20 protein-coding genes and 4 tRNA genes are annotated in these 23,592 nt (G+C 68.3%); 17 read left to right on the top strand and 7 right to left on the bottom strand.

Annotation, left to right across the window (positions count from 1 at the left end):
* Positions 1-37: 37 nt before the first annotated feature.
* Complete coding sequence (gene clpA, locus RHOOR92_RS0110070) at positions 38-2,308, top strand: ATP-dependent Clp protease ATP-binding subunit ClpA (RefSeq protein WP_027490170.1); 2,271 nt, start codon at positions 38-40, stop codon at positions 2,306-2,308.
* A gap of 113 nt (positions 2,309-2,421) precedes the next feature.
* Here clpA and infA read toward each other — a convergent pair whose 3' ends face one another.
* On the bottom strand, positions 2,422-2,640 hold the full coding sequence (gene infA, locus RHOOR92_RS0110075) for a translation initiation factor IF-1 (RefSeq protein WP_007508585.1): 219 nt from the start codon (positions 2,638-2,640) through the stop codon (positions 2,422-2,424).
* 107 nt (positions 2,641-2,747) lie between these two features.
* Complete coding sequence (locus tag RHOOR92_RS0110080; RefSeq protein ID WP_007508581.1) at positions 2,748-3,023, bottom strand: polyhydroxyalkanoic acid system family protein; 276 nt, start codon at positions 3,021-3,023, stop codon at positions 2,748-2,750.
* A 156-nt stretch (positions 3,024-3,179) separates the two neighbouring features.
* Here RHOOR92_RS0110080 and RHOOR92_RS0110085 point away from each other — a divergent pair, with 156 nt between their 5' ends.
* The 11 genes from RHOOR92_RS0110085 (at position 3,180) to RHOOR92_RS0110135 (ending at position 12,102) form a co-directional block, all read left to right on the top strand.
* On the top strand, positions 3,180-3,941 hold the full coding sequence (locus tag RHOOR92_RS0110085) for an FHA domain-containing protein (protein WP_015447511.1): 762 nt from the start codon (positions 3,180-3,182) through the stop codon (positions 3,939-3,941).
* Between the two features lie 67 nt (positions 3,942-4,008).
* Positions 4,009-5,097 carry a 3-phosphoserine/phosphohydroxythreonine transaminase gene (serC, locus tag RHOOR92_RS0110090; RefSeq protein WP_007508577.1) on the top strand — a complete coding sequence of 363 codons (1,089 nt, stop codon included), beginning with the start codon at positions 4,009-4,011 and terminating at the stop codon, positions 5,095-5,097.
* 75 nt (positions 5,098-5,172) lie between these two features.
* Positions 5,173-6,261, top strand: a complete 1,089-nt coding sequence (gene pheA / locus RHOOR92_RS0110095) for a prephenate dehydratase (protein ID WP_007508574.1) — start codon at positions 5,173-5,175, stop codon at positions 6,259-6,261.
* Positions 6,258-7,568 (top strand): 3-phosphoshikimate 1-carboxyvinyltransferase, encoded by a 1,311-nt coding sequence (gene aroA, locus RHOOR92_RS0110100; protein WP_007508573.1) that lies wholly within the window; start codon positions 6,258-6,260, stop codon positions 7,566-7,568. Before pheA ends, aroA begins: the two co-directional genes overlap by 4 nt.
* 25 nt (positions 7,569-7,593) lie before the next feature.
* Positions 7,594-8,373, top strand: a complete 780-nt coding sequence (gene kdsB / locus RHOOR92_RS0110105) for a 3-deoxy-manno-octulosonate cytidylyltransferase (protein ID WP_007508571.1) — start codon at positions 7,594-7,596, stop codon at positions 8,371-8,373.
* Between the two features lie 39 nt (positions 8,374-8,412).
* Complete coding sequence (uvrC, locus tag RHOOR92_RS0110110; RefSeq protein ID WP_027490171.1) at positions 8,413-10,239, top strand: excinuclease ABC subunit UvrC; 1,827 nt, start codon at positions 8,413-8,415, stop codon at positions 10,237-10,239.
* Between the two features lie 72 nt (positions 10,240-10,311).
* Positions 10,312-10,914 carry a CDP-diacylglycerol--glycerol-3-phosphate 3-phosphatidyltransferase gene (gene pgsA / locus RHOOR92_RS0110115; protein WP_007508567.1) on the top strand — a complete coding sequence of 201 codons (603 nt, stop codon included), beginning with the start codon at positions 10,312-10,314 and terminating at the stop codon, positions 10,912-10,914.
* A 66-nt stretch (positions 10,915-10,980) separates the two neighbouring features.
* A tRNA-Gly gene (locus RHOOR92_RS0110120) sits at positions 10,981-11,056 on the top strand.
* Between the two features lie 129 nt (positions 11,057-11,185).
* A tRNA-Gly gene (locus RHOOR92_RS0110125) sits at positions 11,186-11,261 on the top strand.
* Between the two features lie 83 nt (positions 11,262-11,344).
* Positions 11,345-11,418 (top strand) — tRNA-Cys (locus tag RHOOR92_RS0110130).
* A gap of 303 nt (positions 11,419-11,721) precedes the next feature.
* Entirely contained in the window at positions 11,722-12,102 is a 381-nt protein-coding gene (locus RHOOR92_RS0110135; RefSeq protein ID WP_007508565.1) for an HU family DNA-binding protein, read from the top strand.
* Positions 12,103-12,193: 91 nt separating this feature from the next.
* On the opposite strand, the gene RHOOR92_RS0110140 is transcribed toward RHOOR92_RS0110135, so the two are convergent.
* From RHOOR92_RS0110140 to RHOOR92_RS0110160, 5 genes are all read right to left on the bottom strand, one after another.
* Positions 12,194-12,280: transfer RNA gene (locus RHOOR92_RS0110140), tRNA-Leu, on the bottom strand.
* Positions 12,281-12,341: 61 nt separating this feature from the next.
* On the bottom strand, positions 12,342-13,577 hold the full coding sequence (locus RHOOR92_RS0110145; RefSeq protein ID WP_007508562.1) for a TraB/GumN family protein: 1,236 nt from the start codon (positions 13,575-13,577) through the stop codon (positions 12,342-12,344).
* A gap of 121 nt (positions 13,578-13,698) precedes the next feature.
* Positions 13,699-14,589 (bottom strand): carbon-nitrogen hydrolase, encoded by an 891-nt coding sequence (locus tag RHOOR92_RS0110150; RefSeq protein ID WP_027490172.1) that lies wholly within the window; start codon positions 14,587-14,589, stop codon positions 13,699-13,701.
* 59 nt (positions 14,590-14,648) lie between these two features.
* On the bottom strand, positions 14,649-15,686 hold the full coding sequence (locus RHOOR92_RS0110155; RefSeq protein WP_027490173.1) for an agmatine deiminase family protein: 1,038 nt from the start codon (positions 15,684-15,686) through the stop codon (positions 14,649-14,651).
* A gap of 106 nt (positions 15,687-15,792) precedes the next feature.
* Positions 15,793-16,158: a hypothetical protein gene (locus RHOOR92_RS0110160; RefSeq protein ID WP_015447528.1), complete on the bottom strand. Its 366-nt coding sequence runs from the start codon at positions 16,156-16,158 to the stop codon at positions 15,793-15,795.
* 203 nt (positions 16,159-16,361) lie between these two features.
* Here RHOOR92_RS0110160 and RHOOR92_RS0110165 point away from each other — a divergent pair, with 203 nt between their 5' ends.
* The 5 genes from RHOOR92_RS0110165 (at position 16,362) to asnB (ending at position 23,587) form a co-directional block, all read left to right on the top strand.
* Positions 16,362-18,383 (top strand): ATP-binding cassette domain-containing protein, encoded by a 2,022-nt coding sequence (locus tag RHOOR92_RS0110165; RefSeq protein WP_027490174.1) that lies wholly within the window; start codon positions 16,362-16,364, stop codon positions 18,381-18,383.
* Positions 18,384-18,386: 3 nt separating this feature from the next.
* Positions 18,387-19,307: a phosphoglycerate mutase gene (locus tag RHOOR92_RS0110170; RefSeq protein WP_015447530.1), complete on the top strand. Its 921-nt coding sequence runs from the start codon at positions 18,387-18,389 to the stop codon at positions 19,305-19,307.
* Entirely contained in the window at positions 19,304-21,016 is a 1,713-nt protein-coding gene (gene recJ / locus RHOOR92_RS0110175; protein ID WP_027490175.1) for a single-stranded-DNA-specific exonuclease RecJ, read from the top strand. The genes RHOOR92_RS0110170 and recJ overlap by 4 nt, the downstream gene beginning before the upstream one ends.
* Positions 21,017-21,083: 67 nt before the next feature.
* Positions 21,084-21,449 (top strand): STAS/SEC14 domain-containing protein, encoded by a 366-nt coding sequence (locus RHOOR92_RS0110180; protein ID WP_015447553.1) that lies wholly within the window; start codon positions 21,084-21,086, stop codon positions 21,447-21,449.
* 470 nt (positions 21,450-21,919) lie between these two features.
* A complete protein-coding gene (asnB, locus tag RHOOR92_RS0110190; RefSeq protein WP_027490176.1) occupies positions 21,920-23,587 on the top strand; it encodes an asparagine synthase B in 1,668 nt (555 codons plus the stop codon).
* Positions 23,588-23,592: the final 5 nt, after the last annotated feature.

Raw genomic sequence — 23,592 nt, forward strand, 5'->3', positions numbered from 1 at the left:
TGAAGGCCGCTCACCACGCAAAGCGGAGACGATCCGAATGTTCAGCAAGGATCTGGAAGTCACCATCGGCCATTGCTACAAGCGGGCCCGCGAGCAGCGCCATGAATTCATGACGGTGGAGCACCTGCTGCTGGCGCTGACCGAAAACCAGTCGGCGCTCGGTGCCTTGCGCGCCTGCGGCGCGGACCTGCCGCGGCTGTCGGCCGACCTGGAACGCATCATCAACGAGACCGTGCCGGTGCTGCCGTCCGGCGACGAGCGCGACACGCAGCCCACGCTGGGCTTCCAGCGCGTGCTGCAGCGCGCGGTGTATCACGTGCAATCCTCCGGCCGGAAGGAGGTCACCGGTGCGAACGTGCTGGTGGCGATCTTCGGCGAGAAGGATTCACACGCGGTGTATTTCATGCACCAGCAGGAGATCACCCGGCTCGACGTGGTCAACTACATCTCGCACGGCATCGCCAAGATCGGCGACGAGCCGGCCGCGGGCGTGTCCGGTGGCGAGCGCGAGGGCGAGGAGGGCGGCGAGCCGAAGGGCAACCCGCTGCACGAGTTCGCCAGCAACCTCAACGAGCTGGCGCTGGAAGGCAAGATCGACCCGCTGATCGGCCGCACCGACGAGATCGAGCGCACCATCCAGGTGCTGTGCCGCCGGCGCAAGAACAACCCGCTGTACGTGGGCGAGGCCGGCGTGGGCAAGACCGCGCTGGCCGAGGGCCTGGCCAAGCGCATCGTCGACGGCGAGGTGCCCGAGGTGCTGGAGGACGCCACGATCTGGTCGCTCGACCTGGGTGCACTGGTCGCCGGTACCAAGTACCGCGGTGACTTCGAGAAGCGCCTGAAGGGCGTGATCGCGCAGCTGAAGAAGCAGCCCGGCGCGATCCTGTTCATCGACGAGATCCACACCATCATCGGTGCCGGCTCGGCCTCGGGCGGCACCATGGACGCCTCCAACCTGATCAAGCCGATGCTGGCCTCCGGCGAGCTGCGCTGCATCGGTTCGACCACGTTCCAGGAATACCGCGGCGTGTTCGAGAAGGACCGCGCGCTGGCGCGCCGCTTCCAGAAGATCGACGTGGTCGAGCCGACCGTGGCCGATAGCATCGAGATCCTCAAGGGCCTGCGCTCGCGCTTCGAGGAGCATCACCACGTGGCGTACACCAACGAGGCGCTGAAGGCGGCGGTGGACCTGTCGGTCAAGCACATCCCCGACCGGCTGCTGCCGGACAAGGCGATCGACGTGATCGACGAGGCCGGCGCGCGCCAGCGGTTGCTGCCGGAAGACCAGCGTACCGGTACGGTCGACGTGAGTGAGGTCGAGTACATCGTGGCGAAGATGGCGCGGATCCCGGCCAAGCAGGTGTCGGCTTCGGATCGCGACGTGCTGCGCAACCTCGAGCGCAACCTGAAGATGGTGGTGTTCGGCCAGGACCCGGCGATCGAGGCGCTGGCCGCATCGATCAAGATGGCCCGTTCGGGCCTGGCCGATCCCTCCAAGCCGATCGGCTGCTTCCTGCTCGCCGGCCCGACCGGCGTGGGCAAGACCGAGGTGACCAAGCAGCTGGCGATGCAGCTCGGCATCGAGATGATCCGCTTCGACATGTCCGAGTACATGGAAGGGCATTCGGTGTCGCGGCTGGTCGGTGCGCCTCCGGGCTACGTCGGCTTCGACCAGGGCGGCCTGCTGACCGAGGCGGTGACCAAGCATCCGCACGCGGTGCTGCTGCTGGACGAGATCGAGAAGGCGCACCCGGACGTGTTCAACATCCTGCTGCAGGTGATGGACCGCGGCGTGCTGACCGACACCAACGGCCGCGAGGCGAACTTCAAGAACGTGGTGGTGGTGATGACCACCAACGCGGGCGCGGCGATCGCGGCGCGGCGCAGCATGGGCTTCGTCGAGCAGAAGCACGAGTCGGATGCGATGGAAGTGATCCGCCGCATCTTCACGCCGGAGTTCCGCAACCGGCTGGATGCGATCATCCAGTTCGCCGCGCTCGACTTCGAGCACATCCTGCGCGTGGTGGACAAGTTCCTGATCGAGCTGGAAAGCCAGCTGACCGACAAGCGGGTAAGCCTGGACGTGGACGCCGATGCCCGCCGCTGGCTGGCCGAGCATGGTTTCGACCCGCAGATGGGCGCGCGCCCGATGGCGCGGGTGATCCAGGAAAAGGTGAAGCGTGCGCTGGCCGACGAGTTGCTGTTCGGCAAGCTGGCCGAAGGTGGCGTGGTTCGCCTGAGCGTGGCGGACGGCGAACTGAAGGTCGACTGCAAGGCGGCCGAGAAGCTGCCGGCCGTGGTCGGGTAGGCGTGGCCGGGTAAGCCGGATGCGGGGCCAAAGCAAAGGCGGCGCATGGCGCCGCCTTTGTCATGTCCGGTGCCGCCGTCCCGCGGGCGCGGCAACCTGCAACGCCACCGCGATTACTTCATGCGGTACGTGATGCGGCCCTTGCTCAGGTCGTACGGGGTCATTTCGATCTTGACCTTGTCGCCGGTAAGGATGCGGATGTAGTGCTTGCGCATGCGACCGGAAATGTGGGCGATGATCACGTGCCCGTTCTCCAGTTGCACACGAAACATGGTATTCGGCAGGGTCTCCTGGACCGTGCCTTCCATTTCGATGACGTCGTCTTTGGCCATGTGTTCCGGGGTTCACGCACAGCCGTCATGGCTGCGTAAGCCATCGATTATGCCACGGATGAGTGCATGGTTAAAGAATCATCAACGTCGGCCAGGATCGAGGCAGATCAGGCGAAATGCTCGTCCAGCTTGCGCCGGATCTCCTGTTCGATCATGCCCTTCAGCGGCGCCAGCAGCAGCCCCAGCTCGGCCTTGACCTGGATCGCGTCGCCGCCCACGGCGATCGAACCGCTGACGCCGGGCCGGGAAAACAGCAGGGTGTCGCCCTGCCAGCGTCCATTCATGCCGAATTTCTCGCGCATCCGTGTGGCCACCTGGTCGACTACGGCACGGGCTTCGGCAATTGGCAGCTGGTGCGGGCGGCGGATATCGATCTTGGGCATCGCGGCTTCCTGGCTAAAGGCACCATCTTAGAGCCTGTTCCGCCGCGGCAAGTCACCCGGTCGATGGCGGGACCAGGCGCCCTGGAGGCAGGGGGCGGATTCCTGATGCCATGCAGGTGCATGCTAGAGTTCCGCGGTCCATCGACCGGTTGATCCATGCGTATCGAATTCCCCCATGCGGCTCGTGAGGATTTTCATTGGGCGCAGATGCAGTTGCGCATCGGTAGCGCGCCCGACAACGACCTCGTGCTGGCAGCCAGCCAGGCGGCGCCGCAGCATCTGCGTATCCAGCAGGATCGTCGCGGCTGGGTGCTGCAGGTGCTGCCGTCGGCCGACCGCATCTACGTCAACGCGCGGCCAGTGCGCGAACGCGCCTTGCTGCGCGCCGGCGATGTGGTCAGCGTGGGCGACTGCCGCCTGCTGTTGCGTGACGATGAAGATCCCGCCCGGCGCCCGCCGCTGGACGTGCCCGAGCAGGACTGCTGCACGGTGGCCCTGCGTGCCGTGGCCGGCCCGCTGTCGGGCCGGGTACTGCCATTGCGGCACAGCCTCACGTTCGGACCGCACGGCGACTGCCCGCTGGAGTTGCCGCAAGGTGGCGTCGTGGCGCTGCGGATCTCCTGGGAGGGCGGCCAGCTGTGGCTGGAGACCACCCGCTCGTGCGAGCGCCACCCGCTCAGGGTCAACGGCGTGATGGTGCAGAAGCTGGCGCTGCAGCCCGGCGACCAGATCGGCGTGGCGATGCACCGCTTCGTGGTCGACGGGCCGGGCATGGAGCCGGAGATCGTGATGGCTGAAGCATTGCCGCCGCAGCTGCCGGAAGAGTCGGCCGGGCCGAGCGGGGAAGTGTGGTGGCTGATCGTCACCGCTGCCGTGCTGGCGCTGGGCATCGCGCTGGTCCTGCTGATTCGCTTCTGACAGTTGACGGCTTCATGCTGCGCCGCGCCATAATGCGCGGAACATCCTCGACAGGACGCAGGCGCACGTGAGCAGAGTCTGGAATTTCAGCGCCGGCCCGGCGGCGCTGCCGCTGGCGGTACTCGAACGCGCCCAGCGCGAGATGCTGGACTGGAACGGCAGCGGCGCCTCGGTGATGGAGCAATCCCACCGCGGCAAGCGTTTCATCGCGATGGCCGCCCAGGCCGAGGCCGACCTGCGCGAGTTGATGGGCATACCGGCCGACTACGCCGTGCTGTTCCTGCAGGGCGGCGCCACCCAGCACTTCGCGCAGATCCCGATGAACCTGGCCGGCGCGGGCGACAGCGCCGACTACGTCGTCAGCGGGCACTGGAGCGCGAAGGCGGCCAGCGAGGCCGGATCCTACGTGCGGGTGAACGTGGCCGCCAGCAGCGAGGCGGACGGCTACCTGCGGCTGCCGCCACGCGACAGCTGGCGGCTCGATCCGCACGCCGCCTACGTCCACTACACGCCGAACGAGACGATTCACGGCGTCGAGTTCCACGCCATCCCCGACGTCGGCGGCACGGTACCGCTGGTGGCGGACCTGTCCTCGAACATCCTGTCCGAACCGCTGGACGTGAGCCGCTTCGGGCTGATCTACGCCGGTGCGCAGAAGAACATCGGTCCGTCCGGCCTGGTCGTGTTGATCATCCGCCGCGACCTGCTGCAGCGGGCGGGCCGGCCGATGGCGCGGATCTTCCGCTATGCCGAACACGCCGCCGCCGACTCGATGCTCAACACGCCGAACACCTGGGGCTGGTACGTGGCCGGCTTGACCTTCCAGTGGCTCAAGGCGCAGGGCGGGCTGGGTACGATGGCCGAGCGCAACCGGCTCAAGGCCGAGCTGCTGTACCAGGCCATCGACGGCTCCGGCGGCTACTATCGCAACCCGATCGAGCCGTCCGCGCGCTCGCGCATGAACGTGCGCTTCACCCTGCACGACGGTGCGCTGGACGCCGCCTTCCTGCAGGAGTCCGAGGCCGCCGGACTGCTCGCGCTGAAGGGCCACAAGGCGCTCGGTGGCATGCGCGCTTCACTGTACAACGCGGTGCCGCCGGAGGCGGTCCAGGCGCTGGTGGCGTTCATGCGCGACTTTGCGCAGCGTCATGGCTGAGCGCACCAAAGCGGAATTTTCAGGCAAGATGCCGCTTCATCATTTGGACTTCCATCCATCCAGGCGGCTGAACGCATGACCGACCCGAAGACCCCGTTGAGCGAGATGCGCGAACGCATCGACAGCATCGACCGGCAGATCCAGCAACTGATTTCCGAACGCGCCAATCATGCGCGCACGGTGGCGAAGGTGAAGGGCGAGGGGCTTTCGGCGATCGACTATTACCGCCCCGAACGCGAGGCCCACGTGCTGCGCATGGTGGTGGACCGCAACCAGGGGCCGCTGTCCGACGTCGAGATGGTGCGGCTGTTCCGCGAGATCATGTCCTCCTGCCTGGCGCAGGAAGACCCATTGAAGATCGGCTTCCTCGGCCCGGAAGGCACCTTCAGCGAACAGGCCGTGCGCAAGCACTTCGGCCATGCCGCCTACGGCCTGCCGCTGGGCAGCATCGAGGAAGTGTTCCAGGAGGTCGCCGCCGGGCATGCCGATTTCGGCGTGGTGCCGGTGGAAAACTCCGGCCAGGGCATGATCCAGGTCACCCTGGACATGTTCCTCACCTCCGAAGCCACCATCTGCGGCGAGATCGAGCTGCGCGTGCACCAGTGCCTGCACTCGCGCAGTGGCAGGCTGGAAGACGTGCGCCGCATCTACGCCCACGCGCAGTCGCTGCAGCAGTGCAAGACCTGGTTGCGCATCAACCTGCCCGAGGTCGAGTGCATCGCGGTGTCGAGCAATGCCGAGGCGGCGCGGCTGGCGCTGCATGCCGACGATGTGGCGGCGATCGCCGGCGAAAGCGCAGGCAAGGTCTATCGGCTGAAGACGGTGGCGCAGGGCATCGAGGATCGCGCCGACAACACCACGCGCTTCCTGGTGATCGGCCGCTCGCTGTTCCCGCCTTCGGGCAACGACCGCACCTCGCTGCTGATCACGGTCAACGACAAGCCCGGTGCGCTGTACGACGTGCTCAGCCCGTTCGCCAGGCACGGCATCAGCCTGAACCGGATCGAGTCGCGGCCGGCGCATACCGGCAAGTGGCAATACGCGTTCTTCATCGACGTCTCCGGCCACATCGACGACGCCGCGCTGCAGGCCGCAGTGCAGGACATCGGCGCTTCGGCGGCGACCATCCGCGTGCTCGGTTCCTACCCGGTGGCGTTGCCTTGAGCGGCCGCCTGGACTGGAGCAGCCGGGCCAGCGGCCCGCTGCTCGGCAGCGTGCGCGTGCCCGGCGACAAGTCGGTCTCGCACCGCGCGCTGATGCTGGCGGCGATCGCCGAGGGAGAGTCGCGCATCCGCGGCTTCCTTGAAGGCGAGGACACCCGCGCCACCGCCGCGGTGCTGGCGCAACTCGGCGTGCGCATCGACACGCCGTCGCCCGGCGAGCGCGTGGTGCACGGCACGGGCCTGCACGGCCTGCGCGGCACGGCGCAGGCGCTGGACTGCGGCAATGCCGGCACCGGCATGCGCCTGCTGGCCGGCCTGCTGGCCGGGCAGGCGTTCGACAGCACCCTGGTTGGCGATGCCTCGCTGTCGAAGCGGCCGATGCGCCGGGTGACGGATCCGCTGGCGCTGATGGGCGCGCACATCGACACGCGCGACGGCCTGCCGCCGCTGCGGGTGCGTGGTGGCCAGCCATTGCACGGCATCCGCTACGAGCTGCCGGTGGCCAGTGCGCAGGTGAAGTCCGCGCTGCTGCTGGCCGGCCTGTATGCCGCCGGCGACACCGAGGTCATCGAGCCGCATCCGACCCGCGACTACACCGAGCGCATGCTGGCCGCGTTCGGCTGGCCGATCGTGTTCGCGCCGGGCCGGGCGAAACTCTCCGGCGGCCATGCGCTACGCGCCACCGACGTCGAGGTGCCGGCCGATTTTTCCTCGGCGGCGTTCTTCCTGGTCGCCGCCAGCATCGTGCCGGGTTCGCAACTGCGCCTGCCGGCGGTGGGCCTCAATCCGCGCCGCACCGGTCTGCTGCAGGCACTGCGCCTGATGGGTGCGGACATCATGATCGAAAACGAGCGCGAAGCCGGCGGCGAGCCGGTGGGCGATCTCGTGGTGCGTCACGCGCCGCTGCACGGCGTCGAACTGCCCGAGGCGCTGGTGCCGGACATGATCGACGAGTTCCCCGCGCTGTTCGTCGCCGCCGCGGTGGCGGTCGGCACGACGGTGATCCGCGGCGCGGCCGAACTGCGGGTGAAGGAGTCCGACCGGATCGCCACGATGGCTGCCGGCCTGCGCACGCTCGGCGTGGCGATCGAGGAAACCCCGGACGGCGCGATCATCCATGGCGGCCGGCTAGGCGGCGGCACGGTGGCAAGCCATCTCGACCATCGCATCGCGATGAGTTTCGCGGTGGCCGGGCTGGTCGCCGCCGGGCCAGTGCGGATCGACGACTGCGGCCATGTCGCCACCTCGTTCCCCGGCTTCCTGGAACTGGCCAACGACTGCGGCTTCGCCTTGCAGGCCGTGGCCTGACCTCATTCCACCGACCGGAACCACCATGTCCAACGCCGTGCCCCCGTTCATCGTCGCGATTCCCGCCCGCTACGGCTCGACCCGGCTGCCGGCCAAGCCGCTGCGCGCGATCGACGGCGTGCCGATGGTGGTGCGGGTGGCGCAGCGTGCCCTGCAGGCCGGCGCCCGCCAGGTGGTGGTGGCGGTGGACGACCGGCGCATCGCCGATGCGCTGGCCGGCCAGGAGGGCGTGGACATCTGCATGACCCGCAGCGACCACGCCTCGGGCAGCGACCGGCTGGCCGAGTGCGCCAGCCACTACGGCTGGGCCGACGACAGCATCGTGGTGAACCTGCAGGGCGACGAGCCGTTCGCGCCGGCCGCCGGCATCCGCGCGGTGGCACAGGCGCTGGCCGGCGACGACGCGCCGATGGCGACCCTGGCCACGCCGATCATCGATGCCGAGGAACTGTTCGACCCGAACGTGGTGAAGCTGGTGCGCGCCGCCAATGGCCGCGCGCTGTACTTCAGCCGCGCGCCGTTGCCGTGGGCGCGCGACGCGTTCGCCATCGACCGCCACGCACTGCCGTCCGGTTCGCCGTTCCTGCGCCACATCGGCATCTACGCCTACCGCGCCGGCTTCCTGGATCGTTACAGCCGCCTGCCGCGCACGCCGCTGGAGCAGACTGAATCGCTGGAACAGCTGCGCGTGCTGGAGCATGGCCACGCGATCGCGGTGCGGCTGACTCCGCAGCCGTTTCCGCCCGGCATCGACACCGAGGCCGACCTGGAACGTGCGGAACAGTGGTTGCGCGCGCAGCGTTGAGCCTCCATATGATGGGCTCATCGCCGCTAGAATGAGCCCATGCAGTCCGCGCAACCGCTCCCCTTCGACGGCAAGGCCTTCGTCCGCACGCTCACCACTTCGCCTGGCGTCTACCGCCATTTCGACGCGGCCGGCGAACTGCTCTACGTGGGCAAGGCGGGCAACCTCAAAAAGCGCGTCGGCAGCTATTTCCTGAAGCCGCGGATGGAGCCGCGCATCGCCGCGATGGTGGCGCAGATCGCTCGCGTCGAGATCACCGTGACGCGCACCGAGGGCGAGGCGCTGCTGCTGGAGTCGCAGCTGATCAAGTCGCTCAAGCCGCGCTACAACATCCTGCTGCGCGACGACAAGAGTTACCCGTACATCTACCTTTCCACCGGCGAGGATTACCCGCGGCTGGCCTTCCATCGCGGCGCGAAGAACCTGCCGGGACGCTACTTCGGGCCGTACCCCAGCGTCTACGCGGTGCGCGAAAGCCTCAACCTGATGCAGAAATTGTTCAAGGTGCGCCAGTGCGAGGACAGCTACTTCCGCAACCGCACGCGCCCCTGCCTGCTGTACCAGATCGGCCGCTGTAGCGCGCCGTGCGTGGGGCTGATCAGCGTGGAGGACTACCGCAACGACGTGCGCCACGCCGAGATGTTCCTGGAGGGGCGCAGCAATGCGGTGATTGACGAGCTGGCCGAGGCGATGGAGCAGGCCAGCAAGGCGCTGCAGTTCGAGCGTGCGGCGAAACTGCGTGACCAGGTGGCCGCGCTGCGCCAGCTGCAGGCGCAGAATCACGTGCAGGGTGCCAGCGCCGACATGGACGTGATCGCCTGCCGCATCGAGGCGGGCATGGCCTGCGTCAGCGTGCTGTTCTTCCGCAATGGCATCAGCCTGGGGACGCGCGACTTCTTCCCGCGCCTGCCGCTGGATGCCGAGCCGGCCGACGTACTGGCGCAGTTCATTGCGCAGTACTACCTGGACCGACCGGTGCCACGCGAGCTGATCCTGGGCGAGGCACTGGCCGACCAGGCCATCCTCGCCGAACTGCTCGGCCAGTACGCCGGCCGCGAGGTCGAGTTGAAGTCCAGCGTGCGCGGCGAGCGTGCGCAGTTCCTGCAGATGGCCGAGCGCAATGCGCAGGCCTCGTTGACCGCACGGCTGGCCAGTCGACAGACCCTCGGCACACGCTTCGACGACCTGCAGAAGGTGCTGGGGCTGGACGAGTCGCCGCGCCGCATCGAATGTTTCGACATCAGCCACACGTTGGGCGAGCTGACCGTGGCCTCGTGCGTGGTGTTCGGTCCGGAAGGGCCGGAAAAATCGCACTACCGCCGCTTCAACATCACCGGCATCACGCCTGGTGACGATTACGCGGCGATGCACCAGGCGCTGACCCGGCGCTTCCGCAAGCTGGCCGAAGGCGAGGGTGCGCGTCCGGACGTGCTGCTGATCGACGGCGGCGGCGGGCAGGTGGCGCAGGCACTGGAGGTGCTGAAGGAACTTGGCGTCGACGGCATCGAGGTGGTCGGCGTGGCGAAGGGACCGGGCCGACGCGCTGGCGAGGAAACGCTGGTACTTGCCGACTCCGGCCGTGAGCTGCATCCGGGGTCATCGTCGCCCGCGCTGCACCTGGTCGCGGCGGTGCGTGACGAGGCCCACCGCTTCGCCATCAGCGGCCATCGCAAGCGGCGCGAGAAGGCGCGCGAGCACAGCGTGCTGGAAGACGTGCCGGGTATCGGCGCACGCCGGCGTACCGCCTTGCTGAAGGCGTTCGGCGGCATGCAGGGACTGGAGCGCGCCGGTGTCGAGGAACTGATGCAGGTGAAAGGAATCGACCGCGGTTTGGCCGAGCGCATCTACGCCAGCCTGCATGGCTGAACATCGGCGCGCGCCTTCACTCGGCAGTGGCGCGCGGTCATGCGAAACTGCAAGCAATCATCGGGACGAATCATGCACATCAACCTGCCGACCTGGCTGACCCTCTTCCGCGTTGCGCTGTTGCCGGTCATGGTGGTGGTGTTCTACCTGCCGTTCGCGGGGCACAACATCACGGCGGCGGTCGTGTTCGTGCTGGCGGCGGTCACCGACTGGCTCGACGGCTACCTGGCGCGGCGGATGAATCTCACCTCCGCCTTCGGCGCGTTCCTCGACCCGGTGGCCGACAAGCTGATGGTGGCGGTGACCTTGTTCCTGCTGGTCGAGTCGCATCGCGGCGGCTGGCCGGGCGTGCTGATGGCGGTGACCGCGGCGGTGATCGTCGGGCGCGAGATCAGCGTGTCGGCGCTGCGCGAGTGGATGGCCGAGATCGGCATGCGCGCCACCGTCAAGGTCGCCTTCATCGGCAAGCTGAAGACGGTGATGCAGATGGTCGCGCTGGTGGTGCTGATCGTGCAGCACGAGAAAGCCGCGGAGGCGTTGCGGCTGTACCACATCGGCGAGGCGCTGCTGGTGATCGCCGGCGTGCTGACGATCTGGTCCGGCCTGCATTACCTGCGCGCCGCATGGCCGAGCCTCAGCGCCGATGGTGCGTCGAGCAAGCGCGCGGCCGAGTGAGGGAACCGAGCCGGGCGACGCGGACTTGACGATCCGCATTCACGTATTAGAATGCGCGGCTCCGATGCGGGAATAGCTCAGTTGGTAGAGCACGACCTTGCCAAGGTCGGGGTCGCGAGTTCGAGTCTCGTTTCCCGCTCCAGTTTGCAGACAAAGCCCCGGCCTGTCCGGGGCTTTGTCGTATGGGTGCCTCTCGCGCCGGTCATGCCGAAAACCAGGGGTCGAGGCTATTCACAAGCGACTTCGTTCTGCTATGATTCGCGGCTCCGATGCGGGAATAGCTCAGTTGGTAGAGCACGACCTTGCCAAGGTCGGGGTCGCGAGTTCGAGTCTCGTTTCCCGCTCCAGTTTTCAAGCAGACCTCGGCCTACCGGGGTTTTGTTTTTTAGAGGCAACCTGCGATCATCACGGTCGCGATGCACCAAGCAATGGCCAGGTGGCAGAGTGGTCATGCAGCGGACTGCAAATCCGCGTACGCCGGTTCGATTCCGACCTTGGCCTCCATTGCGCAACCGGCTGCCGGACAGCCGCAGGAAACCCGCCCCCCGGCGGGTTTTTTTGTGCCGTTCCGAATGCCGGGTCTTCGCCTTTCCAGGCCGCGCCGGGCAGCGCGGTGCGAGTCTGCTTGCCGCGGTTGCATGGCCGTTTTGCGTCTACGACAGACGATCAGGCTGCCGATGGTGTCGTTGCAGCGTTTTTTTTGCGGTTTTTGCCGTTCGACCCGTTGGCGCCACCGCTGAATTCCCCTACATTCAGCGTGCCGCGAGGCATACGAACCAACCACCACATATCCACGAGGGGAAACCCATGGCAAAGACGCAGAAAGCAGCTGCAAAGAGCAAGCCGGCATCCAAGGCCGCACCCGCCGCACCCAAGCCGATCAAGGAAGTCCTGAACAAGTCCAGCCTGGTGGCGCACATCGCGGAAGCCAGCGGTGTGGTGGCCAAGGACGTGCGTGCTGTGCTGGCAGCGCTGGAAGGCGCGGTAGCCGGTTCGGTGCACAAGAAGGGCGCCGGCTCGTTCCAGCTGCCGGGCCTGCTGAAGATCACCGCGGTGAGCGTGCCGGCCAAGCCGAAGCGCAAGGGCATCAACCCGTTCACCAAGGAAGAGCAGTGGTTCGCGGCCAAGCCGGCGTCGACCAAGATCAAGATCCGCCCGCTGAAGAAGCTGAAGGACGCGGCGGCCTGATCGCTCGAGGTTTCCCGGTACAGGCAATCGAAAGTGCGGCGGGCGATCCCGCCGCACTTTTTTTGTGGGCGAGGCAAGTTCGCCGAAGAGGTGGTGCCCGGACCCGGAATCGAACCGGGATACCCGCGAGGGTGAGGGATTTTAAGTCCCTTGCGTCTACCAGTTTCGCCATCCGGGCATGGCGTCCGCGGTGATCCGCGGGCGGGCGCATCGTAGCATGTGCCGCCTCGGTAGCCGGGTCAGAACAGGCTCTTGAAGATGTGGATGCCGGCGCTGTATTCGCCGACGATCGTGCCCACGCTGACCAGGAAGAAGTTGAGCAGGGTGCGCGCCACGCGGTTCTTCCACCAGCCGCTCCAGTGCACGATGTCGTCGCGCAGGGTGTCGAAGTCGACCACCCGCGGGCGGCGCGCCCAGGCTTCGGCCATCGCGCTGATGCCGCCGGCGGGGATGCCGGGGCGGAACGGCTTGATCGGCGCGGCGATGAACGCGGCAGTGATGCTGAACGGGTGCGCGCCGGCGACCAGCGCGCCGAGCGCGGCGAAGCCGCCGGTGAACAGCACCCAAGCCAGCAGCGCCTGCGTGCCCAGCGAGGCGTTGCGGTGGAACGCCCAGGCGATCGCGGCAAACACCAGCAGCACCAGCCCGGCGGCCACCCACTTCGGCCAGCGCGCCTTGGACGGCAAGACGGCAAGCTCGGCGACCTTGGCGGCGGGGTCGTCCTGCTGCTCGCGCAGCAGGTTGCAGAGGCCCTTGAGATGGCCGGCACCGATCACCACCAGCACGCGGCGGTGATCCGAGGTGGTCGGGCGTGCGGCTTCCTCGCGCAGGCGCGCGGCCATGAACGCGTCGCGCTCGCCGATCAAGCTGTCGTAGAGCGGCTTCGAGCTGCTGGCGAACTCGCTGAACGCGCTTTCCAGCAGGTCGCCCTGCTTCAGTTTCTCGATCTCGCCCTGTTCGATCTCCTCGCGCTCGAACACGCTGGCCAGCAGGCCGCCGAGCAGGCCGAAGCGCTGCCAGAAACCCACGCTGCGCCAGGCGCGCTTGAGCGTGGTGCCGACTTCGCGGTCGATCAGCCACAGTGGCAATCCGCGCCGCTCGGCGCCGTCCATCGCGGCCTTCATCTCGGCGCCGGGCTGGATGCCGGACTGGTCGGCCAGGCGCTTCTGGAACGTGGACAGCACCAGGCTGGCGGCGACCATGCCGGCCTTGCCCTGGCGGATCACCTTGAACAGGTCCATCTGCTTGAACGCTTCCGGGTCGCGCATGCTCTGCGCGCGGCTGTCGCACAGCTCCACCGCCACCGCGTCGAAGTGCTCGTGATCCAGCAAGGCCTCGACCGCCTCCATGCTGCTGCGCGAGACGTGCGCCGTGCCCAGCACCACGTATTCCACGCCGTCGCGCTGCACGCGCTCGATCGGCTGGCCGTGCAGGGCGGCGGGCAGCGCGGTGACTTCGGTTTCGGGGGCGCTCATGCGTTCAGCAGGCCGATGGTGGGTAGAGATCCATGCATGGGGACGCATCCCGCGCGAAGCAAGTGAAGAGTGCGGCCAGGGATGGCCGCCCGTGTGATCTTCGCGATCAGGGATGATCGCATTAATCCCGAAAGCGCCTGAGCAGGTCGGCGTAGGCGTCGATGCGGCGGTCGCGCAGGAACGGCCAGATCCGCCGCACCTGTTCGCTGCGCGCCAGGTCGACCTCGGCCAGCAGCAGTTCGCGCGCACCGGTGCCGGCCTGGGCCAGCAACTCGCCCTGCGGCCCGGCGACGAAGCTGGAACCCCAGAACTGGATGCCTGCACCGGTACCCGACGGGTCGGCCTCGAAGCCGGTGCGGTTGCACGACAGCAGCGGCAGGCCGTTGGCCACGGCGTGGCCGCGCTGCACGATGATCCAGGCGTCGCGCTGGCGGTCCTTCTCGGCCTGCGCGTCGTTCGGCTCCCAGCCGATCGCGGTGGGGTAGAGCAGCAGTTCGGCGCCGGCCAGCGCCATCAGGCGCGCCGCTTCCGGGTACCACTGGTCCCAGCACACCAGCACGCCGAGGCGGCCGACCGAGGTGTCGATCGGCTCGAAGCCGAGGTCGCCCGGGGTGAAGTAGAACTTTTCGTAGAACGCCGGATCGTCCGGGATGTGCATCTTGCGGTAGACGCCGGCGATCGCCGCCGAGCGGTCGAACACCACCGCGGTGTTGTGGTACAGCCCGGCGGCGCGGCGCTCGAACAGCGAGGCGACCACCACCAGCCCGAGCGCCTCGGCCAGTCGGCCGATGCGCTCGGTGGACGGGCCGGGAATGCTTTCGGCGAGATCGAACAGGTCCACCGACTCGTGCTGGCAGAAGTACGGGCCGTTGTGCAGTTCCTGCAGCAGCACCAGTTCGGCGCCGGCCGCGGCGGCTTCACGCAGGCCGGCTTCGATCGTATCGAGGTTGGCGTCGCGGCTGCCGCGGTCGGTTTCCTGCAGCAGCGCGACCTTGAGACTCTTGCGCATCATCGGGTCAATCCTCGGCACATCGCCAGGCGGAACAGACCGCACAGTTTAGCCGATGCGGCTCAGGCGATCCCGGCGGGCAGCTGCATGGTGATGCAGTGCAGGCTGCCGTTCTGCCAGATCAGGGGGCGGCACGGCACTTGCACCACGACCCGGCCGGGGTGCGCCTCGCCGACGATGCGCGCAGCCTCGGCGTCGGCGCTGTCGCCGTAGGCCGGTACCAGCACGGCGCCGTTGACGATCAGATAGTTCGCGTAGGAGGCGGCGAGCCGGCGGCCTTCGTCGAGGATGGGCTGTGCCCACGGCAGCGGATGCAGCCGGTACGGACGACCGTCCGTGGTGCGCAGCGCGGCCAGTTCCTCGCCCATGCGCTGGAGTTCGTCGTGGTGGTGATCGGCCGTGTCGTCGCAGGCCTGGAACACGATGCGGTCGCCCGGCGCGAAGCGCGCGAGGGTGTCGATGTGGGCGTCGGTGTCGTCGCCTTCGAGGTAGCCGTGATCCAGCCACAGCACGCGATCGGCGTGCAGGCTGCCGCGCAGGATCGCGCTCATTTCCTCGCGCGACTGTTCGGGGTGGCGCTGCACCAGGCAGCGCCAGGTGGTGAGGATGCTGCCGTCGCCGTCGCTCTCGATGCCGCCGCCCTCCAGCGCCCAGTCGATGCGCTTGTGCGCGGCCTGGCCGAACACGCCGGCCTGCGCCAGCCCGGCGACCAGGGCGTCGTCCTGCTCGGCACCGAACTTGCCGCCCCAGCCGGTGAAGCGGAAGTCGGTGAGCTGGAAGCCGCCGCCACCACCGTCGACGAGGGTGATCGGGCCGGAATCGCGCAGCCAGGTGTCGTCGTAGGGCAGCTCGACGAAGCGGACTCTCGACAGGTCCACGCCGGCGCCGCGCAGCTGCGCCTGCACATGGGCGCGCAGCGCGGCATCCGCGGCCACCACGATCAGCGGCTGGAAGCGGGTCACCGCGGCGGCCAGCGCTACATAGGTGGTTTCCACCGCGGCCAGCCGTTCGGCCCAGTCGGTGCCGGCGTGCGGCCAGGCGATCAGCACCGCGGCCTGCGGTTCCCATTCCGCCGGCAGGCGCAGGGAGTGGTCGGTCATGCTGGCTGTCTCGCGCGGGGAAGGGCCGCGCATTGTACGACGCGGGAACCGCGCACATGAAAACGCGGCCCGTGTCGCCACGGGCCGCGTCGTTCGGCCAATCAGTTCAGTTGACGTCTGCCGGGTTGGTGTTGTTGCCGGCCGGCGTGTTGAGCACCGCGTGGATCACGTGGCTGTGCTCGAAATATACGATGAAGTTCGCGTATTCCCAGCGGTTGATCTGCGGGTGCTTCTTGCTGTCGCCGCCGCGCGGCGAGAGCTTGCGCTGCGGCGCACCCCAGGTCTTCTCGACCTGCGCCATGCTCAGCCCGCGGCGGGGCAGGTTCATGTCCTTTTCCTGCTGCACGCGGTGGATCAGCAGGCTGTTGCCGTGTTCGCGCGACTGCGCCGCGCTGGCTGGCTGCGATACGGCCAGACCGACGGCAGCGGCCAGCATGATGACGATCGGCAAACTGCTCGTGAACTTGACCATGGCTCCCCTCTCCAGACAAGGCTGTATGCGGCGTCGTTGTAGCAGAAGCGCCAGTACGGCGCCATGCCGGTGGCCGCCGATTGCGATGGGTTCGGCATTCGCCTGCGCGCGGCGACACCGGTCGACGCGTCGAGAATAGCGCCATCACCGCTATCATGGGCGGCTGCAGGCGACCGCCTGCCCGGTCCCGATCCAGGTTTTTGATGATTTCCTTCCGACATTTCGCCCTGCGCCGCGGCAGCCGGCTGCTGCTCTCCGACATCGACCTAGTGATCCAGGGCGGCTGGCGGCTGGGCGTGATCGGCCGCAACGGCTGCGGCAAATCCAGCCTGTTCGCCGCACTGCAGGGCACGCTGGAGGGCGATGTCGGCGAGCTGGAGATGTCGGGCAAGCTGCGCCTCGCTTCGGTAGCGCAGGAAACCCCGGCCTTGCCGGATGCGGCGATCGACTACGTGCTGGGTGGCGACGAGGAGCTGGCCGCCGCGATCCGCGACGAGGCCGAGGCCGGCGAGCGCGGCGACATGGAGGCGATGGCGAAGGCGCATCACCGCATCGAGGAACTGAACGGCTACGACGGCCGCGCCCGCGCCGGCCGCCTGCTGCACGGCCTGGGCTTTTCCCCGGAAACGCACGAGCGCGCGGTGCAGGAATTTTCCGGCGGCTGGCGCGGACGGCTGAACCTGGCGCGTGCGCTGATGTGCCCGTCCGACCTGCTGCTGCTGGATGAGCCGACCAACCACCTCGACCTCGACGCCGTGCTGTGGCTGGAGGAATGGTTGCGCCGCTACCAGGGCACCTTGCTGATCATCTCGCACGACCGCGAATTCCTCGACGGCGTGATCACCCACACGCTGCACCTCAACGACGGCAAGGCCAAGCTCTACACCGGCAACTACAGCGCGTTCGAGCGCCTGCGTGCCGAGCAGTTGCGCCAGCAGCAGATCTCGCACGAGCGCGAGCAGGCCGAGCGCGCGCACCTGCAGTCCTTCATCGACCGTTTCAAGGCCAAGGCGACCAAGGCCAAGCAGGCGCAGTCGCGCATGAAGCGGCTGGAAAAGCTGGCCGGCACCGAAGCGGTGCGCGCCGAGCGGCCCTTCAGCTTCCAGTTTGCGGCGCCGGGGCGGCTGCCCGATTCGATGCTGCAGCTGGAGGACATCACCGCCGGCTACGAATTGCTCCCTCTCCCCGCCGGGGAGAGGGTTGGGGTGAGGGGACACGGCCGAGGTGAAGATGGGTCGGAGCGCGCCTCGATGGACCCCAGCGCAAGTCCCAGCCCTTCACCTCATGCCTCTCCCCGGAGGGGAGAGGCGGTCAACGTCGTCCTGTCGGACGTGCGATTCTCTATTGAGGCGGGCGAGCGGATCGGCCTGCTTGGCCCCAACGGTGCCGGCAAGTCCACCCTGGTGAAAACCCTGGTCGGCGAGCTGGAACCGTTCGGCGGCGAGCGCAAGGTGCACAAGGACCTGAAGATCGGCTACTTCGCCCAGCACACGGTAGAAAGCCTGCGCGAAGGGTCGAGCCCGCTCGACCATCTGCTGGACAAGGCGCCGGGCGTGGCAACCCAGGTGATGCGCGACTTTCTCGGCACCTGGGATTTCGCTGGCGACCGCGCGTTCGAGTCGGTGGACGGTTTCTCCGGCGGCGAGCGCGCACGTCTGGCGCTGGCACTGATCGCCTGGGACAAGCCGAACCTGCTGCTGCTCGACGAGCCGACCAACCACCTCGACCTGGACATGCGCGAGGCGCTGGCCGATGCGCTGGCCGACTTCGACGGCGCGCTGGTGCTGGTCTCGCACGATCGCCATCTGCTCGGCATGGTCTGCGACAGCTTCTGGCGCGTCGCCGACGGCGAGGTGGCGCCGTTCGACGGCGACCTGGACGACTACGCGCGCTGGCTGAAGACGCGCAGCACCGCAAGCAAGAAGACGGCCAAGCCGGTGGTGGCCAAGATGGCGGAAGTTTCGCCCGAGCAGCGTCGCCGCCAGGCCGCCGCCCAGCGCGAGAACGAGAAGGCCGCGCGCCAGCGGGTGAAGAAGATCGAGACGCGTACTGCCGGCATCGACACCGAACTGGCGGCGCTGGAGGCCGGGCTGGCCGATCCCGCCACCTACAACGGCCCGACCAGCGAAATGATGCGCCTCGGCCAGCGCCAGACCGAGCTGCGCCATGAGAAGGAGGCGCTGGAAACCGAGTGGCTGGCGCTGGTCGAACAACTGGAGGCCTGAGAAATGTCCCTGCCGGAGCGATCGTTGCAACTGTGGCTGCCCGCACTCGCCCACGTCGAGCCGGGCCATCCGCTGCGCACATGGCTGCCCCGTGCCGATCGCCTGGCGGACGGCGGCATTGGCTACCTGGGCGGCCTCGGCGAGCATTTCGCGGGCGTCGACGCAGGCCTGCCCGCCGCGGCAATCACTCGCGAATTCCTTGCCGGCGACGCGGGCGGCGATGCCTGGCTGTCGGCCGATCCGGCCTGGGTACAGCCGGACATGAACGGCGTGCGCCTGCTCGCCTGCGGCCGCATGGGCCTGGGCATGGACGAGGCGCAGGTGCTGGCCGCGCTACTGCGACCCGTGTTCGAGGAAGCGGGCATGCAGCTGGACATTTCCACGCCGGACCATTGGCATCTGCGCCTGCCGCCCGACCTGCCGCTGCCGGATTTCGCCGCGCCTGAGCAGGCGCTGGGCGAGGACCTGGCGCAGCACCTGCCACAGGGCGCGCAAGGGCGCCGTTGGCGCGTCCTGCTCAACGACATCCAGGTGCTGTTGCACCAGCATCCGCTGAATGCCCGGCGGCAGGCGCACGGGCAGTCGCCGGTCAACAGCCTGTGGCTGTGGGGTGGTGGACATCTGCCGTCACCGTCGACCAGCGAACTGGCGGGGGTGGTCAGCGACGATCTGCTGTTGCGCGCGTTGGCCGCCCGTGCCGGCATTGCCCAGCAGTCGCGCGCAGCCGAGACGATCGCCGGCGGCGGGACCGGCTGGCTGATCGACCTGCAGGACCTGCCGGCGCAGGAAATCGCCTCGCGCTGGTGGCCGGCACTGCTGCCGCTGCTCGAACGCCAGTCCGTCGTGCTGCATTTCGCCAGCGGCGAACGCTGGCTGCACAAGCCTCGCCACCGCTGGCGCCTCTGGCGTGGGGCGGGGCGTTGAGCGTACTGCAGCTGCGCCGACGCGAGGGCAGGGGCGCGCCGCATGGCTGGGCGGATGCGGTGCACCCGGTGCTGCAGCAGATCTACGCCGCGCGCGGCGTACTGGAGCCCGGCCAGGTCGAACACCGGCTGGCGCGGATGCTGTCACCACAATTGCTGGGCGGCATGGCGCCGGCCGTCGATCTGCTGGTCGAGGCGATCCGCGACGACTGGACCATCCTGATCGCCGGCGATTACGACTGCGACGGCGCCACCGGCGCTGCGGTGGCGGTGCGCGGCCTGCGCCTGCTCGGTGCCAGGCGCGTGGATTACGCGATCCCCAATCGCTTTGCGCACGGCTACGGTCTGAGTCCCGCCTTCGTCGCCTCGCTGCAGCCGACGCCGCAGCTGATCGTCACCGTCGACAACGGTGTGGCCAGCGTCGCCGGTGTGGCCGCAGCCAAGGCGCGCGGCATCCGGGTGATCGTCACCGACCACCACCTGCCTGGCGAGCAGTTGCCCGCCTGCGACGCGATGGTCAATCCGAACCTGCCCGGCGACGGCTTTCCGAGCAAGGCTCTGGCCGGTGTCGGCGTGGTGTTCTATCTCCTGCTGGCGCTGCGTGGGAGGATGCGCGAACGCGGCGTCTTCGCCGGCGCGGAACCCGACCTTTCCGGCTTGCTCGACCTGGTGGCGCTGGGCACCGTGGCCGACCTGGTGCCGCTGGATTTCAACAACCGCGTGCTGGTCGAGGCCGGCCTGCAGCGCATGCGCAGCGGCCGCGGTTGCGCCGGTATCGCCGCGCTGGTCGAGGCCGGCAAGCGCAGCCTGGCCACGCTGTGTTCCACCGACCTGGCGTTTGCTGTGGGGCCGCGGTTGAACGCGGCGGGGCGGCTGGAAGACATGCGCCTGGGCGTGGAATGCCTGCTCACCGACGACGTGGCGCAGGCGCGCCGCCATGCCGAGCAGCTCGACGCGATCAACCGCGAGCGGCGTGAGCTGCAGGCCTCGATGGTGGCCGAGGCCGAGGTGATGGTGGCTGGCCTGGGTCATGTCGACGCCGTCGGCGTGGCGCTGTTCGAGCCGTCGTGGCATGCCGGCGTGGTTGGGCTGGTCGCCTCCAAGCTGAAGGAGCGCTTGCACCGCCCGGTAATCGCCTTCGCGCCAGCCGGTGAGGACGACACCGAAAACCTGCGTGGCTCGGCGCGCTCGATCCCTGGTTTCCACATCCGCGACGCGCTGGCCGCGATCGACGCGCGCCAGCCCGGCTTGATCGAACGCTTCGGCGGCCACGCGATGGCCGCGGGGCTGAGCCTCAGGAGCGCCGACTACCCGCGCTTCGCCGCCGCCTTCGATGCGATCGCGCGCGAGCTGATCGAGCCCGAGCGCCTGCAGGCGGTGCTCTACACCGACGGCGAGCTGCCGCCCGGCGCCGCCACGCTGGGGCTGGCCCGACAGCTGCGCGCCGCGGGGCCGTGGGGCCAGGCCTTCCCCGAACCGCTGTTCGACAACCTGTTCGATTGCGCCGGCTGGAAGCTGATGGGCGAGAGTCACCTGCGCCTGCAATTGCGCGACCCGCGCGACGGCGCCCTGCATGATGCGGTGATGTTCAACGCGTATCACGGCCAGCCGCCGCCATCGCGGCTGCGCGCGGTCTACGAGCTGACCATCAACGACTGGCAGGGGCGCGAGACGCCACGACTGCTGCTGCGGCACATCGAACCGGCCTGATGCCGCTTGCGCGTTTTTCACGCGGCCCGTTCCAGACTGGCGTTCGCCCCGCTCATGGAGAACGCCCGTGATCGCACTGATCGAAGGACTGCCGCCCGGTACGCTGGGTTTTCGCGCCCATGGCCAGGTGACGGCGGAAGATTACGAGAACATCGTCGTGCCGGACGTCGAGGCGGCGTTCGCGCTCAATCGCAAGCTGCGCCTGCTGTATGTCACCGCCGATGACTTCACCGGCTTCGACCCGGGCGCGATGTGGGATGACGCCAAGCTGAGCCTGCGCCATTTCAGCGGCTGGGACCGCGTCGCACTGGTCACCGACGTGGTCTGGCTGCGCGGTACCGCGATGGCGTTCAGCTTTGCCATCCCGGCGCAATTCCGCCTGTTCCACGGTGCGGACATCGAGGAAGCCACCCGCTGGATCACGGCTCCCTGATCTCGCTCTGTGGTGGGAGCCCGCCCGCGGGCGATGCTCTGGCTTTTTGCGAATCCCGAATCCCGAATCCCGAATCTTGAGCCCAAGCCCAAAAGCATCGCCCGCGGGCGGGCTCCTACGGCGACTTGACCGTACCCGCGCTTGCCAAGCGCCGGCGGATCTGCTCAAGTTGGCCCATGCACCCCGCCGCCGCCAGCCGTCTGAACCTCACCGCGCCTTCCGCGCGGGGCTTCGCGCTGGCCGGCAACAACAATAATCGCGCGAACAATAACGCCAACCGTTGGCGGGCCCGCGCGTAGCTGCAAGTCTCCACGAAACAAACGCGACGAAGGCCCGCTTGATGCGGGCCTTCGTCGTTTCCGGTGCTTGATTTGTGCGCGGCTCCATCCGCGCAAGAGCAAAATCCGGCCATCCATGGCCGACTTTCAAGAAGAGCGGTACCCACCACCAGTAACCGAGGAACCCCCACCATGTGCTCGATTTTCGGAATGTTCGACCTGCAGCCGGGCGACGACCTGGCGGCGCTGCGCCGGCAGGCGCTGGAACTGTCGCAGCGCCAGCGCCATCGCGGGCCGGATTGGAGCGGGGTGTTCGTCGACGCCGGGGTGATCCTGGTGCACGAGCGACTGGCCATCGTCGACCCGGCCAGCGGCGCGCAGCCGCTGCGTTCGCGCGACGGCGCGCTGGCACTGGCGGTGAACGGCGAGATCTACAACCACCGCGAACTGCGCGCGGCCAGCAGCTACGACTTCACCACCGGCTCGGACTGCGAGGTGATCAACGCGCTGTATCGCGAGCAGGGCAGCGATTTCGTGGGCAGGCTCAACGGCATCTTCGCGTTCGCGCTGTGGGACGGCGAAGCGCAGCGCTACCTGATCGCGCGCGACCCGATCGGCGTGTGCCCGTTGTACTGGGGCCACGATGCGCAAGGCCGCCTGTGCGTGGCGTCGGAGATGAAGGCGCTGGTCGGCGTGTGCGCCGACGTGGCGCCGTTCCCGCCCGGCCACGTCTACGACAGCGCCAGCGGCGGGCTGCGTGGCTACTACGCCAGGCCATGGCGCGACTATGCCGCCACGCGTGGCCATGACGTGTCTGCTCCGGCCTTGCGCAAGGCGTTCGAGCAGGCCGTACATCGCCAGCTGATGACCGACGTGCCGTATGGGGTACTGCTTTCCGGCGGCTTGGACTCGTCGCTGGTCGCCGCCTGTGCCGCGCAGTTCGCGCGCGAGCGGGTTGAGGACGACGACCGCAGCGAGGCCTGGTGGCCGCGCCTGCATTCGTTCGCGATCGGACTGGACGGCTCGCCCGACCTGGCCGCGGCACAGGTCGCCGCCGACGCGCTGGGCACCGTGCACCACGGCTTCGTCTACACGTTCTGGGAAGGCCTGGATGCCTTGCCCGAGGTGATTCGCCACATCGAGACCTACGACGTCACCACCATCCGCGCCGCCACGCCGATGTACCTGCTGGCGCGGCGGATCAAGGCGATGGGCGTGAAGATGGTGCTGTCCGGCGAGGGCTCGGACGAGATCTTCGGCGGCTACCTGTACTTCCACAAGGCGCCGTCGGCCGAGGCTTTCCACGAGGAGACCGTGCGCAAGCTCGACGCGCTGCACAGCTACGACTGCCTGCGCGCGAACAAGGCGATGATGGCGTGGGGCGTGGAGGCACGCGTGCCGTTCCTCGACCTGGAGTTCATCGACGTGGCGATGAGCCTCGATGCGAAGTACAAGATGGCGGGGCAGGGACGCATCGAGAAGGCGGTGCTGCGCGAGGCGTTCGACGGCGCGCTGCCGGATGCGATCCTGTGGCGGCAAAAGGAGCAGTTCAGCGATGGCGTGGGCTACGGCTGGATCGACGGGTTGAAGGCGCACGTGGAGCAGGCGATCAGCGATCGCGAGTTCGCCGCGGCGGCGGCGCGCTACCCGTTCAACACGCCGGCGACCAAGGAGGCGTACTTCTACCGGCGCATCTTCGAGCAGCACTTCCCCGGCGAGGCCTGCGCCGCGACCGTGCCCGGCGGCAAGTCGATCGCCTGTTCCTCGCCGGCGGCGCTGGCGTGGGATCCGGCGTTCGCGAATGCAGCCGATCCGTCGGGGCGGGCGGTCAAGGGCGTGCATCAGCAGGCGCTGGCCTGAACCAC

The organism is Rhodanobacter sp. OR92, assembly GCF_000427545.1.
Lineage (GTDB): Bacteria > Pseudomonadota > Gammaproteobacteria > Xanthomonadales > Rhodanobacteraceae > Rhodanobacter > Rhodanobacter denitrificans.

Bases quoted from the DNA above. Each gene is read 5' to 3' on its own strand.
- clpA (WP_027490170.1), top strand. From the start codon at position 38: ATGTTCAGCAAGGATCTGGAAGTCACCATCGGCCATTGCTACAAGCGG.
- RHOOR92_RS0110160 (WP_015447528.1), bottom strand. From the start codon at position 16,158: ATGGTCAAGTTCACGAGCAGTTTGCCGATCGTCATCATGCTGGCCGCT.
- RHOOR92_RS0110155 (WP_027490173.1), bottom strand. From the start codon at position 15,686: ATGACCGACCACTCCCTGCGCCTGCCGGCGGAATGGGAACCGCAGGCC.
- infA (WP_007508585.1), bottom strand. From the start codon at position 2,640: ATGGCCAAAGACGACGTCATCGAAATGGAAGGCACGGTCCAGGAGACC.
- pheA (WP_007508574.1), top strand. From the start codon at position 5,173: ATGACCGACCCGAAGACCCCGTTGAGCGAGATGCGCGAACGCATCGAC.
- RHOOR92_RS0110165 (WP_027490174.1), top strand. From the start codon at position 16,362: ATGATTTCCTTCCGACATTTCGCCCTGCGCCGCGGCAGCCGGCTGCTG.
- RHOOR92_RS0110080 (WP_007508581.1), bottom strand. From the start codon at position 3,023: ATGCCCAAGATCGATATCCGCCGCCCGCACCAGCTGCCAATTGCCGAA.
- pgsA (WP_007508567.1), top strand. From the start codon at position 10,312: ATGCACATCAACCTGCCGACCTGGCTGACCCTCTTCCGCGTTGCGCTG.
- RHOOR92_RS0110145 (WP_007508562.1), bottom strand. From the start codon at position 13,577: ATGAGCGCCCCCGAAACCGAAGTCACCGCGCTGCCCGCCGCCCTGCAC.
- RHOOR92_RS0110150 (WP_027490172.1), bottom strand. From the start codon at position 14,589: ATGATGCGCAAGAGTCTCAAGGTCGCGCTGCTGCAGGAAACCGACCGC.
- asnB (WP_027490176.1), top strand. From the start codon at position 21,920: ATGTGCTCGATTTTCGGAATGTTCGACCTGCAGCCGGGCGACGACCTG.
- uvrC (WP_027490171.1), top strand. From the start codon at position 8,413: ATGCAGTCCGCGCAACCGCTCCCCTTCGACGGCAAGGCCTTCGTCCGC.
- kdsB (WP_007508571.1), top strand. From the start codon at position 7,594: ATGTCCAACGCCGTGCCCCCGTTCATCGTCGCGATTCCCGCCCGCTAC.
- RHOOR92_RS0110135 (WP_007508565.1), top strand. From the start codon at position 11,722: ATGGCAAAGACGCAGAAAGCAGCTGCAAAGAGCAAGCCGGCATCCAAG.
- RHOOR92_RS0110170 (WP_015447530.1), top strand. From the start codon at position 18,387: ATGTCCCTGCCGGAGCGATCGTTGCAACTGTGGCTGCCCGCACTCGCC.
- RHOOR92_RS0110085 (WP_015447511.1), top strand. From the start codon at position 3,180: ATGCGTATCGAATTCCCCCATGCGGCTCGTGAGGATTTTCATTGGGCG.